General features: G+C 72.7%; 13 protein-coding genes. 5 read left to right on the top strand and 8 right to left on the bottom strand.

Annotated features, from left to right (window positions below):
- Positions 1-19 precede the first annotated feature (19 nt).
- On the bottom strand, positions 20-1,360 hold the full coding sequence (locus ACZ4QV_RS08570) for a UDP-glucose dehydrogenase family protein (RefSeq protein ID WP_361150035.1): 1,341 nt from the start codon (positions 1,358-1,360) through the stop codon (positions 20-22).
- Positions 1,361-1,559: 199 nt separating this feature from the next.
- Between ACZ4QV_RS08570 and ACZ4QV_RS08565 the strand changes: the two genes are divergently transcribed.
- Positions 1,560-2,732 (top strand): acyl-CoA dehydrogenase family protein, encoded by a 1,173-nt coding sequence (locus ACZ4QV_RS08565; protein WP_361150038.1) that lies wholly within the window; start codon positions 1,560-1,562, stop codon positions 2,730-2,732.
- A 93-nt stretch (positions 2,733-2,825) separates the two neighbouring features.
- Here the strand turns inward: ACZ4QV_RS08565 and ACZ4QV_RS08560 are convergent, their stop codons facing one another.
- Positions 2,826-4,151: an LCP family protein gene (locus ACZ4QV_RS08560; protein WP_361150041.1), complete on the bottom strand. Its 1,326-nt coding sequence runs from the start codon at positions 4,149-4,151 to the stop codon at positions 2,826-2,828.
- A gap of 205 nt (positions 4,152-4,356) precedes the next feature.
- Between ACZ4QV_RS08560 and ACZ4QV_RS08555 the strand changes: the two genes are divergently transcribed.
- A complete protein-coding gene (locus ACZ4QV_RS08555; protein ID WP_361150043.1) occupies positions 4,357-4,911 on the top strand; it encodes an acyl-CoA thioesterase in 555 nt (184 codons plus the stop codon).
- Between the two features lie 12 nt (positions 4,912-4,923).
- Here ACZ4QV_RS08555 and ACZ4QV_RS08550 read toward each other — a convergent pair whose 3' ends face one another.
- A complete protein-coding gene (locus tag ACZ4QV_RS08550; RefSeq protein ID WP_467762718.1) occupies positions 4,924-5,718 on the bottom strand; it encodes a hypothetical protein in 795 nt (264 codons plus the stop codon).
- A gap of 64 nt (positions 5,719-5,782) precedes the next feature.
- Positions 5,783-7,234: an LCP family protein gene (locus tag ACZ4QV_RS08545; RefSeq protein ID WP_361590880.1), complete on the bottom strand. Its 1,452-nt coding sequence runs from the start codon at positions 7,232-7,234 to the stop codon at positions 5,783-5,785.
- A 293-nt stretch (positions 7,235-7,527) separates the two neighbouring features.
- On the opposite strand from ACZ4QV_RS08545, the gene ACZ4QV_RS08540 reads away from it, so the two are divergent.
- The 3 genes from ACZ4QV_RS08540 to ACZ4QV_RS08530 all read left to right on the top strand — a co-directional run bounded on the left by ACZ4QV_RS08540 (position 7,528) and on the right by ACZ4QV_RS08530 (position 11,369).
- Positions 7,528-8,586 (top strand): glycosyltransferase family 2 protein, encoded by a 1,059-nt coding sequence (locus tag ACZ4QV_RS08540; protein ID WP_361590882.1) that lies wholly within the window; start codon positions 7,528-7,530, stop codon positions 8,584-8,586.
- Positions 8,587-8,799: 213 nt separating this feature from the next.
- Positions 8,800-10,227: an MFS transporter gene (locus tag ACZ4QV_RS08535; RefSeq protein WP_361150055.1), complete on the top strand. Its 1,428-nt coding sequence runs from the start codon at positions 8,800-8,802 to the stop codon at positions 10,225-10,227.
- Positions 10,228-10,262: 35 nt separating this feature from the next.
- Complete coding sequence (locus ACZ4QV_RS08530) at positions 10,263-11,369, top strand: class 1 isoprenoid biosynthesis enzyme (RefSeq protein WP_361590884.1); 1,107 nt, start codon at positions 10,263-10,265, stop codon at positions 11,367-11,369.
- On the opposite strand, the gene ACZ4QV_RS08525 is transcribed toward ACZ4QV_RS08530, so the two are convergent.
- The 4 genes from ACZ4QV_RS08525 to ACZ4QV_RS08510 form a co-directional block, all read right to left on the bottom strand.
- The gene (locus ACZ4QV_RS08525) at positions 11,357-13,351 is read right to left on the bottom strand and encodes an LCP family protein (protein ID WP_467762717.1); all 1,995 of its coding nucleotides are present in this window, start codon (positions 13,349-13,351) and stop codon (positions 11,357-11,359) included. The two genes, ACZ4QV_RS08530 and ACZ4QV_RS08525, sit on opposite strands and share 13 nt — an antisense overlap.
- Positions 13,352-13,461: 110 nt before the next feature.
- Entirely contained in the window at positions 13,462-15,255 is a 1,794-nt protein-coding gene (locus ACZ4QV_RS08520; RefSeq protein WP_361150063.1) for an LCP family protein, read from the bottom strand.
- A gap of 229 nt (positions 15,256-15,484) precedes the next feature.
- On the bottom strand, positions 15,485-16,822 hold the full coding sequence (locus ACZ4QV_RS08515; protein WP_361635827.1) for an LCP family protein: 1,338 nt from the start codon (positions 16,820-16,822) through the stop codon (positions 15,485-15,487).
- A 317-nt stretch (positions 16,823-17,139) separates the two neighbouring features.
- A complete protein-coding gene (locus ACZ4QV_RS08510; RefSeq protein ID WP_361150067.1) occupies positions 17,140-17,892 on the bottom strand; it encodes a TIGR03089 family protein in 753 nt (250 codons plus the stop codon).
- Positions 17,893-18,019: the final 127 nt, after the last annotated feature.

Below are 18,019 nucleotides of genomic sequence, written 5' to 3'. Positions count from 1 at the left end.
CCTTTCCCCCACGCCTACGTCACGCCTGCGGACGCCCCAGCGCCCGGTACGTCCAGCCCGCCTTGCGCCACAGCTCCGGGTCGAGCGCGTTGCGCCCGTCCAGGATGCGCGGCGCGGCCACCACCTCGGCCAGCGCGGCCGGGTCCAGCTCCCGGAACTCCCGCCACTCGGTCAGGTGCAGCACCACGTCGGCGCCGCGCACCGCCTCCAGCGCCGAGTCCGCGTACCCCAGCGTCGGGAACACGCGCCGCGCGTTCTCCATGCCCTTGGGGTCGTAGACCGTCACCTGGCCGCCCTGGAGGTGGATCTGCCCGGCGACGTTCAGCGCGGGCGAGTCCCGTACGTCGTCCGAGTCCGGCTTGAACGTGGCGCCCAGGACGGCGACCCGGGTACCGAGGAAGGAGCCGCCGACCGCCTCCCGGGTCAGCTCGACCATGTGGCCGCGGCGCCGCATGTTGATCGAGTCGACCTCGCGCAGGAACGTCAGCGCCTGGTCGGCGCCCAGCTCACCCGCGCGTGCCATGAACGCCCGGATGTCCTTGGGCAGACAGCCGCCGCCGAAGCCGATGCCGGCCCGCAGGAACTTCTTGCCGATCCGCTCGTCGTGGCCGATCGCCTCCGCCAGCTTCACCACGTCACCGCCGGCCGCCTCGCACACCTCCGCCATGGCGTTGATGAACGAGATCTTCGTGGCCAGGAAGGAGTTGGCGGACGTCTTGACCAGCTCGGCGGTGGGGAAGTCGGCCACGACGAACGGCGATCCCTCGGCCACCGGCTTCGCGTACACCTCCCGCAGCAGCTCCTCGGCCCGCCCGCCGTCGACACCGATCACGATCCGGTCCGGGTGCAGGGTGTCCTGCACGGCGAAGCCCTCGCGCAGGAACTCCGGGTTCCAGGCCAGCTCCACGTCCTCACCGGCCGGCGCCAGCTCCACGAGCCGCTTCGCCAGCCGCGCCGCGCTGCCCACCGGGACCGTCGACTTGCCGACCACCAGCGCCGGGCGCCGCAGCAGCGGGGCCAGCGACTCGACGGCCGACTCGACGTACGACATGTCGCAGGCGTACTCGCCGTGCTTCTGCGGCGTGTTCACACACATGAAGTGCACGTCGCCGAAGTCCGCCAGCTCTTCCCAGGAGGTGGTGAAGCGCAGCCGGCCGCTGGCGCCCTCGAAGCCCGCGACGTGCGCCCGCAGCAACTCCTCCAGGCCGGGCTCGTACATCGGGGTCTCGCCCCGCTCCAGCATCGCGATCTTCGCCGGGTCGATGTCCAGCCCCATCACCTCGAATCCCAGCTCCGCCATGGCCGCGGCGTGCGTCGCGCCGAGGTAGCCGGTGCCGATCACGGTGATCTTCAGGGCCATGGGTGCTCCAGGTGCATACGGGGAGGAGTGCGCTGCCTGAGCATAGTCCGGCCGGTGTCCGGGGGGACGGGCCCGGTGGCCGGGACCGTACGGGTGCTGTCGGCTAACTCACGTATCCCCGGTGCCGTACAGCCCCCTAGAATTCGGGTTACTTAACGGTAGTTAGCACTGTAGTCAGCTCTCAGGGGAGTGAGAAACCTTGGCGGGAACCGTCGATTTCGATCTGTACCGGACGTCCGAGGAGCACGACATGCTCCGCGACTCGGTGCGCTCGCTCGCCGAGGCGAAGATCGCCCCGTTCGCCGCCGAGGTGGACGAGCAGGCCCGCTTCCCGCAGGAGGCCCGGGACGCGCTGACCCTCAACGACCTGCACGCCGTCCACGTCCCCGAGGCGTACGGCGGCGCCGGTGCCGACGCGCTGGCCACCGTCATCGTCATCGAGGAGGTCGCCCGCGTCTGCGCCTCCTCCTCCCTGATCCCCGCGGTCAACAAGCTCGGCTCCCTCCCCGTGATCCTCTCCGGCTCCGAGGAGCTGAAGAAGAAGTACCTGGGCCCGCTCGCCAAGGGCGACGCGATGTTCTCGTACTGCCTGAGCGAGCCGGACGCGGGCTCCGACGCGGCCGGCATGAAGACCAGGGCCGTACGCGACGGCGACCACTACGTCCTCGACGGCGTCAAGCGCTGGATCACCAACGCCGGCGTCTCCGAGTACTACACGGTCATGGCCGTCACCGACCCCGAGAAGCGCTCCAAGGGCATCTCCGCCTTCGTCGTGGAGAAGTCCGACCCCGGCGTCTCCTTCGGCGCCCCGGAGAAGAAGCTCGGCATCAAGGGCTCGCCGACCCGCGAGGTCTACCTCGACAACGTCCGCATCCCCGCCGACCGCATGATCGGCGCGGAGGGCACCGGCTTCGCCACCGCCATGAAGACCCTGGACCACACCCGCATCACCATCGCGGCCCAGGCCCTCGGCATCGCCCAGGGCGCCCTCGACTACGCCAAGGGCTACGTCCAGGAGCGCAAGCAGTTCGGCAAGCCGATCGGCGACTTCCAGGGCGTGCAGTTCATGCTCGCCGACATGGCCATGAAGCTGGAGGCCGCCCGCCAGCTCACCTACGCCGCCGCCGCCAAGTCCGAGCGCATCTCCGCCGGCGGCAAGCCCGAGGACCTCACCTTCTTCGGCGCCGCCGCCAAGTGCTACGCCTCCGACGCCGCCATGGAGATCACCACCGACGCCGTCCAGCTCCTCGGCGGCTACGGCTACACCCGCGACTACCCGCTGGAGCGCATGATGCGCGACGCCAAGATCACCCAGATCTACGAGGGCACGAACCAGGTGCAGCGGATCGTGATGGCGCGCAACCTGCCGTAACGGCACGGCCGCCCGCCGACAGAGCCCCCGGCCTCGGCCGGGGGCTCTTGCGATGGGCGGCGCTTCGCGGTGTACCGGGAGGTGCCGTCCCGTCTACTCGTTCCCGCTCACCGTCACCGGCTCGTCGTTCTTCAGCTGCTCGACGAGTTTGGCGACCTTGGCCTTGTCCCAGCGGAGGTTGCCGCCGACGCTGCCGGCGATGGGCATGTTCATCGACTTGCCGTCGCCGCCCGTGACGCCCTTCATCGCGAAGAACATCGAGCCGAGGTCGAAGAGGCCCATGTCCTTGTCGACGATCACGGTGTCCAGGCCCGCGCTCATCGTCGGGTAGAGCTTGAACGGGTTGATGATCGTGCCGGGGGTCGCCGTCTGGCTCGCCAGGGCGGCGAGGAACTTCTGCTGGTTCTTCGTGCGGTCCAGGTCGCTGCCCGCGAAGGCGTAGCGGGTGCGGACGAAGGCGAGGGCCTGCTCGCCGTTGAGGGTCTGCTTGCCGGCCTGGAAGTCGGCGCCGGACTTCTTGTCCTTGAACGCCTTCGGGATGTCCATCTCGACGCCGCCGATCGCGTCCACGATGTTGGCGAAGCCCGCGAAGCCGATCTCGACGTAGTGGTCGATGCGCAGCCCGGTGTTGTGCTCGACGGTGCGCACCAGCAGTTCGGGGCCGTCCTCGGCGTAGGCCGCGTTGAGCTTGGTGTGGCGGCCCCTGGCGGCGTACTTCTTGCCGGACTTGGAACCGACGAACGAGGGGATCTCGACGTCCGAGTCGCGCGGCAGCGAGATCAGGGTCGGGCCGTTGCCGCCGTCGTGCAGGATCATCATCGAGTCCGTGCGCTTGCCCTCGGCGGAGCCGGTGTGCAGCTTCTTCTTGTCCTCGTCGGACATGCCCTCGCGGCTGTCGGAGCCGACGATCAGGTAGTTGGTGCCGTCGCCTTCCTCGGGGCGGTCGATGACCTTGCTCAGGTCGACCTCGCGGCGCAGCTTGCCGTCGGCCCAGAAGTACGTGGCGACCGAGGTGACGAGGAGCACGGCGACCAGCGTCAGCACGGACCACTTGATGCGGCGGCCCCAGTTGGGCGCGGGGCGCGGGGAACGGCCGCCGCCCTGCCCGCCACCGCCGCGGCCGCCGCCGTAGACCTGGCCGGTGTTGTAGCCGTCACCGTGCCCGCCGTCGTAGCTGTTGCCGTACGGGTCGGGGCCCTGGCCCTGAGGCGGGACGGAGGGGTGGCGGCGCGGCGAGAGGTGCGGCGGCAGCGGCGGCTCGGGCGGCTGCTGTCCCGGCCCGGGGAAGGGCCCGCCGGGGCCGCCGGGCCCGTTGGGACCGCCACGCCGTACGTGCGGCATGGCGCGCGCGCCCTCCGGCTCGGCGCCGCTGCCACGTCCGTACCGGTCTCTGTTGTCGGACCCAGGCCACTCGTTCATGGGGGAAGTCTGCCTGTCCTACGGCTCCCCCATACAGGGGAGGTACGAGATCGGGCCGCCGCTGTTGCAGAGCTGATGCAAAGTGACGCGGAGCGCCGCTTGCGCAATGCGGACGGAGGTGACCAATCCGGCACGGGTGCCCCTGGCCGGGGGTACGGGGCGGGCGCGTGGGAAGGGATGCGCGCCCCGCGCATACAGTGGGCGCATGACCGATCTCGTCACCGCCGGCCCGGAGGCCGACCTTCCGGGCAAGCCCACTTCCGTCTCCCGGACGACGCTGTCGCACATCATGACGGCAGGGGACACGAACCTGCTGGGTACGGTGCACGGCGGCGTGATCATGAAACTCGTCGACGACGCGGCCGGCGCGGTCGCGGGCCGGCACTCCGGCGGGCCCGCGGTCACCGCCTCCATGGACGAGATGGCGTTCCTGGAGCCGGTCCGCGTAGGGGACCTGGTGCATGTGAAGGCCCAGGTCAACTGGACCGGGCGGTCCTCGATGGAGGTCGGGGTGCGGGTGCTGGCCGAGCGCTGGAACGAGTCCACGCCCGCGACACAGGTCGGTTCGGCCTACCTGGTGTTCGCGGCGGTCGACGAGGAGGGCAAGCCCCGCCCCGTGCCGCCGGTCGTCCCGGAGACCGAGCGGGACAAGCGCCGCTACCAGGAGGCCCAGATCCGCCGTACCCACCGGCTGGCCCGGCGCCGCGCGATCAAGGAGCTGCGGGCGCAGCGGGTGGCGGACGGGATCGACGACGCGTAGCGACGCGGAGGGTCACGGCCCTGCGGGCCCGGCCAGGTCGAGGGTGGCTTCCGCGTCGGTCGTGCGGGCACCCTCCCAGAGCAGTACGCGGTCCGCGCCGGACTCGGCGAGGAGCTTCTCCGCGAGCCGGGTACCGCTGCCGAGGGCGCGCTCCACGACGTCCTGACCGCTGCTCCGTACGGTCCACGTGTCGCCGTCGCGTACGTCGAGGCGCCAGCTGTAGCGGACGCGTTCGCGCAGGATGCGGTAGACGTACGACGGCGTGACGGCGAGGTCGCGGGCGATGACGGGTGAGTCGAGGCCGTCCGCCGCGGCCTCCAGGACCAGACGCGGCAGGGCGGCTTCGGTGATCTTGTAGGCGCGCCGGATGCGGCCTGCCTCGGTGAGGGTGAGGTCGTCGGGGCTGATCCCGAGTTCCGGGACGGCCGTCGACCGGGCCGGTCGCGGCGCGGAGCCGGAGCAGGGGCCGGAGTCGGAGGCCGGGCCGGAGCAGGCGACGGAGCCGGTGGCCGGGGCGGGGGCAGTGCCCGGGGCGGAGTCGGAGGCGTGGTTGAGGCGTTCCACGTCCGCCTGGAGTGCGGCTTCCTCCTGCTCCAGCCGGGCCCGCTGCGCGGACAGACGCGCGGCGCGGGCGGTCAGGTCCTCGTGCCCGGAGTGCCGTGGTGCGGCCGGTGCGCCCGGTGCGCCCGGGGTGTCCGGGGCGACCGGCACCTGGCTGTCCGGCTGTGAGCGCAGGAACTGCTGGGCGACGGCGGCGATCTGGTCGAGGAACCACCGGTCGCTGAGCGGTGATCGTTTTTCACTCATGAGCGGGGACTGTACTGAGTACACAGCACCTGGACAACCGGGTACACGCCGCGGAGCCCGGCGGTCAGGGACAGGCGGCCTCGTCGCCGGTCAGCGTTCCGAAGTCGCCGGCGCCCGTCGGCTGGGTCGGGTCGTCGGAGCGCACCCGGTGGACCGCCTTGAAGTCCTTGCCGACGGTGACCCGCAGCACCGCGCCCTGGCCGGGAGCCGGGCGCAGGGCCGCCCCGGGCAGGGCGGCGGCGAGGGAGCGGACCGAGCGGTCCCAGCGCGGGTCGTAGGCGATCACGGTGCGCCGTACGCGGGTGGCGGCGTTGCCCGGGGTGCCGGTGGTGTCGAAGCCGGTGGCGCGCAGGGACTTGTCCACCGCGCGGCCCAGCCCCGTCCGGCCCGCGCCGTTGTCGACCTGCACCCGGATCGTGGCGGGCGGTACGTCCACGACCGTCGCGCGCTGCCGGCCGGGCCGCCGTACGGCCAGCGGCCGGTCCTCGCGCAGCGCCTGGAAGAGCTGCTTCGCCTTGTCCTCGTTCCACATCACGGTCGAGCCCACGTTGGGCACCTGGAAGTCGATGTCGCCCAGCGGCACGGAGGTGAACTCGGAGGACGACGGGTTGAAGCCGCGCAGTGCCTGGCCGAGGTCGACCATTTCGTCCGCGCCGAACCCCTCGTCGGCCCGTACGGACTCCAGCAGCGCGTCGGTGATCTCCTTGAACTGGACCGGGTGGAGCAGCGCGCCGGAGCTGGTGATCTTGTGCATGAGCGCGGCGAGGAAACGCTGCTGGCGCTGCATCCGCCCCAGGTCGGAGGCGCTGTCCAGGTGCCGGGCGCGGACGTACTGGAGGGCCTGGCCGCCGTTGAGCCGGGAGCGCCCGGCGGGCAGGTCCAGGCCGCTGTAGCTGTCCTTCAGGGGGCGGTTGGTGCAGATGTTCACACCGCCGACCGCGTCCACCGTCTTCATGAAGCTGGTGAAGTCGACCTCCAGGTAGTGGTCGATGTGCACACCGGTCATCCGCTCGACGGTCCGGATGGTCAGGCCGGGGCCGCCCTCCGCGTACGCCGCGTTGAGTTTCACGGGGTGGCCGCGGTGGTGCTTGCCGGTGGTCCCGTCGGTGTGCGGGGGCGTCTGCGCGTACGAGTCGCGCGGCAGGCTGACCACGCTGGCGCGGTTCCGGTCGGCGGACAGGTGCACCATCATGATCGTGTCGGTGCAGTGGCACGGCTCGCCGCCCAGGTGGTACCGGCGCTTCTCCTCGGGGGAGAGCTTGTCCCGGCCGTCCGTGCCGACGACCAGGAAGTTCATGCCGTCCCCGCCGCTGTTGTCCGGCCGGTTGCCCAGGCCCTTGAAGGCGTCCACCCGGGCGATGCCGTCCTCGACCCCGGTGACCATGGCGTGCCCGACCCCGCCCGCGGCCAGCAGCAGCAGCGAGACGCCCGCGGTGACGCGCAGGCCCCAGCGGGGCCGCCCGTCCCGTCGCCGGTGACGGGCGCGCGGACGGGGCGAGCGGTGCGGTGCGGTCATGGGGACACCTCCGCGGCAGGGTCGGGGCGGACGGAGTGCGGGAACGGGGCGGGGGACCGGGGGGACGGGGCAGCGGGGAGGAGAGCGGCGGGGGAGGGAGTGGTGAGGGCGGGGCGGCGGGGGCGGGCGGAACCGTTTCCGCGTCCGGGCGGACCGGCCGCGGACGGGAAGGAGCGGGCCGGGTCACCGTAGGCCCATATGATCGGCTGTAAAGCGCCACACGCCGGACGCCGGCCCCAGGGCCACCCGCCTGCCGTCGGCCCCCGTCCCCCATACGCGGTAACGTGACCGCGATGAACGCCACGCCACCGCAGCAGCTCCCGGCCGTCTCCGTGATCATGCCGGTGCTCAACGAGGAACGTCATCTGCGCAGCTCGGTCCAGCACATCCTGGAACAGGAGTACGCCGGTGAGATGGAGGTGGTGATCGCGCTCGGGCCCTCGACGGACCGTACGGACGAGATCGCCGCCGAGCTGGTCGCCGAGAACGCCGCCAACGAGCGGGCCCGCGTGCTGACCGTGCCCAACCCCACCGGCCGCACCCCGGCCGCCCTGAACGCGGCGATCAAGGCGTCCCGCCACCCGGTCGTGGTGCGCGTCGACGGCCACGGCATGCTCTCGCCGGACTACATCGCGACCGCCGTCCGCCTCCTGGAGGAGACCGGTGCGCAGAACGTCGGCGGCATCATGCACGCCGAGGGCGAGAACGCCTGGGAGGACGCGGTCGCCGCCGCGATGACCTCCAAGATCGGCGTGGGCAACGCGGCCTTCCACACGGGGGGCGCCGCGGGCCCGGCCGACACGGTCTACCTGGGCGTCTTCCGCCGTGAGGCGCTGGAGCAGCAGGGTGGCTACAACGAGGAGTTCATCCGCGCCCAGGACTGGGAGCTGAACTTCCGCATCCGCGAGGCGGGCGGGCGGATCTGGTTCTCACCCGAGCTGAAGGTGCAGTACCGGCCGCGGCCCAGCGTCCGCGCGCTCGCCCGGCAGTACAAGGACTACGGGCGCTGGCGCCACGTCGTGGCCCGCTACCACTCCGGTTCGATCAACCTGCGGTACCTGGCACCGCCGACCGCGGTGTGCGCCATCGCGGCGGGCGCCGTGGTCGGCGCCCTCGTCACGCCGTGGGGCTTCGCCGTCCCGGCCGGATACCTGGCGGCCATCGCGGCGGGCTCGGTCCCGGCGGGCAAGGGACTGCCGCTGAAGGCCCGCGTCCAGATCCCGGTCGCCCTGGCGACCATGCACATGTCGTGGGGCTGGGGTTTCCTGACCAGTCCGCGGTCGCTGGCCGAGAAGGTCATCGCCAGCCGCCGCCCGGCGGTGCCGGCGCCGCAGCCGGCCGCCGCGGAGTGACCGTGCGGGCGACCCGCGCATCCGGCTTACGCGGCCGTCGGCCGCGTGCTGCGGGACGCGTCCCTCCGGGTGCGCGCGCCGCCGCCCCTCCTGTACCGCCCGCCCCTCCTGTCCCAGCAGTTCACGCGGGCTGGGCACAGACGCCCCGGCATGGCTACGATACGTGTCACGATCATCACGTACCGTGCCCGGCGATCGGCTGGAGGTGCCCCCGTGCGTCCCTGGGCGGCGCTGGTTGTCCTGCTGTGCGGCACGTTCCTCGCCAACCTCGATGTCTTCGTCGTGGTCGTGGCCATGCCCGCGCTGGAACGGGACCTGGGCGCGGACGGCAGCCAGCAGCAGCTCGTCCTCGCCGGTTACCAGCTCGTCTACGCCCTCGGCCTGGCCGCCGGCGGCCGGCTGGGGGACGCGCTGGGCTCCCTGCGGGTCTTCGGCCTCGGCATGGCCGTCTTCACCGGCGCCTCGGTCGTCTGCGGGGCGGCGCCCACCACGGCCGTCCTGATCCTGGCCCGGTTGTTCCAGGGCGCCGGGACGGCCCTGATGGTGCCCCAGGTCTACCGTGCCGCGCAGACGCTGTTCACCGGCGCGGCGCAGCGCCGGGCGTACGCCGCGATCGGCGCGGTGATGGGGCTCGGCGCGATCGGCGGGCAACTGCTCGGCGGCTGGCTGCTGTCGGCGGACGTCCTCGGCCTCGGCTGGCGGGCCGTCTTCCTCGTCAACGTACCGGTGGGCGTCGCGGCGCTCACCCTCCTGCCGTGGGCGGCGGGCGGGGGCCCGCCGGCGCGCCGCGCGCCGGTGCGCGCCGACCTGCCCGGCGTGGGCCTCGCGGCGGCCGCGCTCGGGCTGTTCACCGTCCCCCTGGTGGCGGGCGGCGCGGGCGGCATGGTGTGGTGGGGACCGGCCTGCCTGGCCGCCTCCGTCCCGGTCGCCGCCTGCTTCCTGCGCCACGAACGGGCGCTGGACGCCCGGGGCGGCTCCCCGCTCGTACCGCCGCGGCTGCTGGGGCTCGACGGCTTCCGGCGCGGCATCGTGCTGATCGTCCTGGTCAACTGCGGGCTCGCCGCGTTCGTGCTGATGCTCGGGCTGCTGCTCCAGAAGGGCCTGCGCTGGAGTCCGCTGGCCACCGGCGCGGGCATGGTGCCGGCCGCGGTCGCGTTCGCCGCCGGCTCGCTGATGGCGCCCCGGCTGGCCCGCGGCGCGGAGGTACGGCTGCTGGTCCTGGCCTCCCTCGCCGCGACCGCCGGGTACGCGGGCTGCGCCGTGACCGCCCTCGGCACGGACCCCCGCTGGCTGCTCGGCGCGGTGTGCGCCGTCGGCGGCGCGCTGGGCCTGTGCGTCACTCCCGCCCTGTCCGTGACCCTGCGCACCGTGCCGGAACCGGTCGCGGGCGCGGCGTCCGGCGTGGTCTCCACGGCCCAGCAGCTCGGCGCCGCGCTCGGCGTGTGCGTCTACGGCTTCCTCTTCTTCGCCCAGGTGCGCGCCACGGCCGACGTGGTCGCCGCCTTCGCGGTCACCACCACCGCGCTGACCACGACCTCGGCGGCCGCCGCGGTCCTGGCCCGCGGCCTGCCCCCGGCGGCCGCTCCCGCCGGCCGGCCGGCGGACCGCCGCGCACCGGCGGCGCGGGACCTCCCGATGTGACACCGGACCGATCCCCCGACCGTACGGAGACACGCTTGTCCCCTCATCCCCGGTCCGCCGCCGTGCGGCCGAGCCCCGAAGCCCGGCTCGCCGAGACCGTCCCGCAGGTGAGCCGGTACCTGACCGGGCTCCTCGACGCCTACCGGCCCCGGTACGCGCACCTGCGGCCCACGCTCGAACGGCTCGTCACCCACGGCAGGCGGTCCCCCCTCGAATGCGCGCTGCCGCTCCTCGTGCACGGCGCCGTCGAGGGCACCCTCGAACCGGCCGTCCCGGTGGCCGGGGCGCACACCCTGTGGTGGCGGGCCGCCAACACCTTCGACGACGTGTCGGACGGCGACACCGGCACCCGGCTGTACGGCGGCGCCCCGGCCGCCGTCATGACGGCGGCCCTGGAATGCGGCTACGCCCTGCCGTTGCGGGCCTTGGCCGCCCTGCCCGTGCCCGGGCCCCTGCGCGAGCGTCTGACCGCGGACTACCTCGACGGCTGGACCGCCGCCTGCGACGGGCAGGTCGGTGACCTCCTCGGCTCACCGACCGGGACGAGCCCCGAGGAGGTGCTGACGGTCTACCGGCACAAGAGCGGCGCGGTCTACGCCATGGCCGCCACGATGGCGGCCCGCCTGGCGCTCGGCGCGGACGCCGCCGACGACCCGCGGGCCGCCGCCTGGGGGGAGTTCGGACAGGCCGTCGGTGTCCTCGCGCAGTTCCGCAACGACGAGGACGACCTGCGCTCCGGCCGGAGCGAGGACCTCGGCAACCGCACCGCCACCTACCTCCTGGTCCAGTTGCTGCACGCGGCCACCGACGCGGACCGGGAGCAGGCGGTGGAACTCCTCGGCCGGGCCGCCGACTCCCCCGCCGACCGCCGCCGGCTGGCCGCCATGATGTTCACCCCGCACGTCCTCGTCCCGTACCGGCGCATCCTCGCGGACGTCCACCAGCGCGCCCACGCCCTGCTGGACACCCTCGCCCCCGCCTCGCCCTTCACGGCGTCCCTGCACCGGCGCGTCGACGACGAGGTGCGGACCACCGCGAACGCCTGTGCGCCGGCGGGCCCGCACGGCGCGCACTGCACCCTGCCGCCGGAACCGGCGGTGCCGCCCGGTCGCGGCCGGGCGCGGTCCGGTCAGAAGGTGTAGGCGGGGTTCACCTTCATACAGGCCTTCTTGTCCTCGCCGTTGAGGGCGTCGGCGCTGTCCGGGGCCTTGTCGGCCTCCTTCTTGCCCTCCGACGGTACGGGGAACGACGTCCCCTTGCGCCAGTCGTTGCCGATCACCAGCCGCATGCGGGTGGCCGAACCCGACTCCTTGACCGCGTCCTTGGGCAGGCCGAGGGCCTTCGCGAGGGCGAGGGCGTCGCCGCGCCCCTCCTTGGCCGGGTAGGTGATCGTGGTGTCGGCCTGGGTGGTGAGGCGGGAGTCCGTGGCGGCGCTCGTGTAGCCGAGGGACGCCAGACGGCCGGCGATCACGTTCGCACGGCCGGAGACCGGGCCGGTCACCGTGCTGTTGGTGCCGTTCTGGACGACGACGTCCAGCTTGTCCTTGGCCGTCGTCGGCTGCGGGTCGGGCGCGGGCTTCTTCTTCTTGTCCTTGCCGTCCAGCGCGGTGTCGTTGCGCACGAGGGAGAAGGTCTGTTCGGCGTCGCCCGGCTTGGGCACGACGTACTCGCCGCCCGCCGCGTACTGCCACGGCATGGTGACCATCGTGATCCGTTCGGTCGGCACCCGCTGGAGGTCGCCGCCCAGGTCGTACAGCTTCTTGACGCTGCCCAGGCCCTCGTCCACGGTCAGTGCCTTGGTGGCGGCCTCGGCCAGGTCGCGCAGCTTCATCGGGTCGGTCAGCTTGGTGCCCGCCTTCAGCTCGCGGACCATCGAATTCATGTACATGTGCTGGGCCTTGGCCCGGCCGATGTCGGTGTTGTCCTCGAAGCCGTAACGGGTGCGCAGCCACTGGAGAGCCTGTACGCCCTTGACCGCGTGGGTGCCCGCGGTGAGCTTCAGGCCGCTGCCGTGGCCCTTCTTGTCGTGCGAGTAGACGTTCTTGTCCACACACACGGGTACGCCGCCGATGGCGTCCGCCATGTCCACCACACCGGCGAAGTCGACCATCATGAAGTGGTCGATGTAGATGCCGGTCAGCTCCTTCCAGGTGGCGACGGTGCAGCCGGGGCCGCCGTGCTGGAGCGAGGTGTTGATGGCCGCGGTGGTCTGCGGGTAGACCTTGCCGTCGTCCGGGTCCTTGCACTCCGGGATCGGTACGCGGGTGTCGCGCGGGATCGAGACGACCGACATGTTGCTGCGGTCGGCGGAGACGTGCAGCAGCATCTGTACGTCGGCCAGCGGCTTGCGGTCCGCGTCCTGGCGGGCGCCGCCCAGCTCGATGTTCTTGTCGCTGTTCCGGCCGTCCGAGCCGAGCAGCAGGATGTTCAGCGGCGTCTGCCCGAAGGCGTTCGGCTCGGGTTTCTCCAGGCCGCCGGAGCCCAGGTCCAGGGCGTCCTTGCGGAGGTTGCTGTTGAGGTGCTCGTAGTACCAGTAACCGGCGCCGGCCGTGCCGACTATCAGCACGGCCAGGGTTATCGCGCTCCAGCGCAGGACGCGCCGGGCCTTGCTGCGGGGTCTGCGCGCGCGGCGGGAGCCCTTGGCCTCGGGCTCGGAGCCGTCGGCGGGGGAGGAGCCGGGGTCCGCCGCGTCCTTGAGGGCGGTGGCGGTACCGGCGGCAGGTGTACCGGCGGCGGGGGTGCCGGTGACAGCCGTGCCCGTGACGGCCGGTGCGGGAGGCCGGCCGGTGGTGGCGCCGCCCGGGGCCGGGCCCGCGACGCCGCCGCTGATCACGGGCGGCCCCGACACCCCTCCCGTGATCACCGGAGGGACGGCCGCGCCGCCGCCCGCCGACGGCGTGCCGGTGACGCCGGGAGCGACCGGGGCGTCCGGGGCGTCCGGGGCGTCCGGGGCGTCCGGGGGAGGCGTACCTCCCTGGTCCGCCGGTCGCGGCGCACCGGACCCCGGCGCTCCGTTCCGCCCGTCTCCGTTCCCGTTCCCGTACAGGCTGTCGTCCCAGCCCAGATCCTCGGCGCCGGGCCGGCGCCGTTGTGGCCCGTCACCACGCGCACTGCTGTGCCGCATTGGGTTTCTCCCCCGTCAGTCGGCGCCGGTCACGGCGGCCGGGGCTCGCTTGGTCTTTCCGGCTGCCCCGTGCAGCCGCGGACCGGCCGGGGGGTCCGGCCGGGGTCCGGCTACTTGGCGCAGACGTTCTGGTCGTCGGCGTTCACGTTCTGCACGCCGTCCGGCGTTTTCGTCGGCGCCTCGATCGACTTGCCCGGTCCCTCGAAGTCCTTGCCAAGGATCAGCTTCATCGGGACCTTGGGCCCCGCGTCCGCGGTGGTCTTCTTCAGCGCGCTCTTGGGCAGGCCCATCCAGTCGGCCAGGGCTGCCGCCTGGTCGGCCTGGTTCGGCGCGTACTCCAGCCGGGTCGCGGCCAGCTTCGTCGGCGCGTTGCCGGCGTTGGTCGACAGCTTCGCGGCCTTGCTGTTCTGCAGCCAGTCCACCGTCTCCTGGGCGGCACCGATCGGTCCGCCGCCGTTGCTGACGTCCACCCGGACCTTGTCGGCCGGGGCCTTGGGAACCTTCTTGTCGTCCGACGTGCCCTTGCTCTTCTTCTCCTTCGTCCTGGACAGCGAGTGGTCGGCGCGGATCATCTGGAACAGCGGTCCGGCCTTCGTCTCGTCCAGTACGACGGTCGCAGGGTCCTTCGGGTTGTCCAGGACGGGAACTGTGGCGAAAGTGATGTTTTTGATGTCGACCCGGCTGAGGTCCTTGGCGAGGTCCACCAGCTTGCCCGCGCTGCCGATCCCGGTGTCCACGGTCAGCGCCTTGGTGGCGGCCTGGGCCAGGTCGTAGAGCTTGGGCACGCTGGTGAGGGTGTCGCCGGACTTCATCTTGCGGATCATCGAGCTGAGGAACTGCTGCTGGAGCTGGATGCGGCTGAGGTCGCTGCCGGTGCCGACGGAGTGCCGGGTACGGACGAAGGCCAGCGCCTGCTCGCCCTTGACGATGCTCTTGCCCGCCGGCAGGTGCAGATGGGACTTCGGGTCGTCGATCGGCTTCGCGGCGCACACCTCGACGCCGTCGACCGCCTCCGACAGCTCCTTGACCGCGTTGAAGTCGGCCATCATGAAGTGATCTATGGACAGGCCGGTCATCTTCTCGACGGTGCGCCAGGTGCAGCCGGGGTCGCGGTCCTCCTGGCCCAGGCTCGTGTTGAAGCGGACGTTGCGCTCGCCCGGGATGTTCCTGGTGGCGCCGTCCTTCTTCGTCGGGCAGTCCGGAATGTCGGTGATCATGTCGCGGGGGATGCTCAGGGCCGTCGCGTTGGAGCGGTCCTTGGAGATGTGCATCAGGATCGTGGTGTCCGCGTGCCCCACGCTGCCCGCGTCGCCGTATCCCTGGTTGCCCTTGCCGGAGCGGGCGTCCGTGCCGATGACGAGGATGTTGACCGGGCCGTCCTTGACCGCCGGGTTCTCCTTGCCGACGTCGACCTTGGAGATGTTCCCGTTGAGCTGCTGGTACAGGAAGAACGCGCCGCCGCAGCCCGCGACGAGGACGAAGCCGAGCGCGCCGGACGTCCAGTAGAGCGCTTTCTTCTTCGCGGACTTCTTCGGCTTGGGCTTACGGCGGCTCGGTGCGCTGCCGCCGGGCGGCGCGGAGCGGTTCCCGGCGCGCCGGTCGCGTTGCGCGGGCAGCTCGCGGGTGTCGGTGTCCCGGCCGGGTCCACCGCTTCCAGAACCGTTTTGCCCCGTACGCCTGCCGGGCTGCCCCGTACCGCCGCCGGGCGCGGGAGTGCCCCGGCCCCCCTCGGGCCGTGGTGTGCCACGGCCGCGTCCGGGCGCCGGCCCCTTGCGGCCGGCCGGCTGCGTCGCCGGGGCGTCGCCGGGGTCCAGCCGCAACTCGTAGGTGCCGGTGTTCGGGTCGAACACCCACTGATCGGCGGGATCGATGTCGTCCCCTCGCCCACGGCCTTGCGCGTCCACGGTGCCTTGTGTCCTCCGTCGGTGCCACGCGGCGCCTCCCCCTCAAGGCGCTCGGTCGGTCGGTTGTGCAATGCGCGGTCAGCCTGGTCGTGCGGACCGGATCGCTCACACTATCCGCCCGGTTCGGCGACGAGCGACGCCCGTGACACATTCCACTCCCCTACAACTGGGCAATTCACCCCATCTTTTCGGCAGCTTTCCAGCGGCCGGACGTATTTTTGCCGAGCTTTCAGCGGCAGATCCCGCGTTCGGCGGTGGTTCCCCGGAACGTGGGTGTCGCGGACGGGAGAGCGGAACCGTCCGACGTGTCGCCCGCGGAATCCTTACGCGATCCGGACGCCGGGTTCGGGGATTGCGGCGCGCCCGCCGTGTTCCGCGCCCGGCCGGGTACGGCGGACGCGGCGGGGGCGGGGGAGGGAGCCGCCGAAGGGGGCCGTACGGTCACCGGGCGATCCTTGGCCAGTTGCCGGAAGAGCTGCCCGGCGTCCGGCTGGACGAGTTCGTCGCGGTCGGGGTCGTAGCGGTACTCCTGACGCGGAACAGTCAGAAACTGCACCTTGTCGGTCGGAATGCTGCGCATACCGCGGACCCATTCGTACAGGCCCCGCAGGGACGCCAGGTCCTCGTCCGTGGTCAGGGAGCTGGTCGCGGCGTCCAGCAGCGGATAGAGCCGGCCGGGGTGCAGCAGGACGCCGTTGCTCTGGACCTTGTTCACCAGCGCCGCCAGGAACTGCTGCTGGCGCTCCATGCGCATGGTGTCGCTGCCGTCGCCGAGGCTCTTACGGGCCCGGACGTAGCCGAGCGCCTCCTCCCCGCGCAGCGTCTGCCAGCCGGACGGCAGCCGCAGATGCGCCTCGTCGTCATTGACGGGGCGTTCCAGGCAGAGGTCGACTCCGTCCACCGCGTCCACCATTTTCTTGAATCCGGCGAAATCCACGATCATGTGGTGGTCGATGCGAATGCCGGTCAGCTTCTCGACCGTACGGATCGTGCACGCCGCCCCCGCGAACTCGAACGCCCAGTTGAACTGGATGAATTGCGGTACCGACTGCTTTCCGTCGGAACGCTTGCAAGCGGGAATGCGCACCATCAGATCGCGCGGGATGCTGACCGCCGTCGCGCTCCTGCGGTCCGCCGCCGCGTGCAGCAGGATCGCGGTGTCCGAGCGTTGGGTGCCGTTGTCCGCGCCGTACTTGCCGTTGGATTCCCCGGAGCGCCGGTCGGAGCCGATCAGCAGGACGTTCTCCGCGCCCCCGGGCTCCGACTTGGGCCGCTCCGCCTCGTACTTCTCCAGCTCGTTGCGGGTGTCGTGGTCGGTACGGATGTTGCCGTCCAGCTTGGTGTAGAGCAGCCAGCCGGTACCGGCCGCGGCCAGCAGCAGCCCGGCGAGCCCGAGGGCGGTCCAGCGCAGCCACCGGCGCCCGGGCCGCGGGCCGGTGGCCGTCGCGCCGCTCTCCGCCGTGAGGTCCAGCGGCGGGGCCGCGGGCGGGGCCGGGCGCCCGCCCGGCTCGCCGTCGGCGTCCCGCGGACCGGGCCGGCCGGGAGGGTTCTCCGGGCTGTCGCTCACGTGTGCGTCCCCATCCCTCCGGAGTCGGTGTCCCGCCCGCGCGGGCCACCGTCCGGGGCCGGACGGGCGGGCCCGCAAGGGCATCCGTATCCCAAGATCATGGCCTGCCCGGGGCGTACCGGCCCCTCACGGAGGGTCAGGCGTCCGCCGGACGGGGGACAGGACGCGGGAGCCCGGGGCCGGGACGCGGCCGGAAGGCGGACCCCGGCCGGGACGCGGCCCGGGCGCCTCGGGACGCGGACCCGGCATCTCGGGGCACGGCCCCGGCACCCGGGACACGGCACCCCGGCCCCGCGCCGGAGACGCGGTACGGCCCGTCAGTCCGCGCGGTGCGTGACCCGCTCGCTCTCCTCGCGCTGCGCCAGGCCGTCCGCGGCCAGCCGGTCCAGGTTGCGGCACAGGACGACCGAGCCGCCCGCGGCCAGCGGGGCGAACAGCCCGGCGGACAGGCCCGCCCAGGTGTCGTACGGCAGGCCGGACAGCAGCCGGGACCCCTCGGACAGCCCGCGTTCCGCGGCATCGGCCAGCGCCACCGCCACCACCTCGGCGCCGGTCAGCTCCCGGCCGTCCACGGCGAGCGCCGGGTCCTGCGGGGAGACCGGCGCGTACGGCGCGAACCGGTCGCCCTGGCTCGGCACCTCGACCGCGTAGTCCGCGAAGCCCTGCGGCGCCTGCGGGAAGCGGCCGCCCAGCGGGCGCAGCGCCAGCGCCACCCGCTCGCCCGTGCAGGCGCGGGCCTCCTCCAGGGTGTCCGGGCCGCTCACGACGAGGTCCGCCGCGCCCGGGTCGCCGCCGACGTCCGCGACCACGCCGACCGAGGAGCAGGCCAGCAGCCAGACCGCGGTCTGCCAGTGCGCGGGCAGCAGCAGCGCGAGGCGGTCGCCGGGTTCGGCGGCGAGGTCGCCCTGGAGGTAGTTGGCGGTCTTCGCCACCCAATTGGCGAAGGTGGCGACGGACAGTTCCACGCGCTCGCCGGTGGCGTCGTCGTAGAAGGTCACGAGCGGGCGGGCCGGGTCCGCGGCGAGTGCGGAACGCAGCAGGTCGGCGGGGGTGCGATCGGTGGTGTTCATCGGCGTCAGGGTACGCGCGGCGGCGGCCGCCGGTCAGCCGGACGGCGGGCGGGTACGGGGCATCCGGGCCGACGCGCCGTCAGTTTCATGAATGGCATGTTATGTCCCATTCGTTCACGCTTTCTCC

Source organism: Streptomyces sp. NPDC026394, from assembly GCF_055567735.1.
The sequence above is the reverse complement of the archived record's forward strand: the minus strand, read 5'-3'. Positions and strand labels throughout refer to the sequence as shown.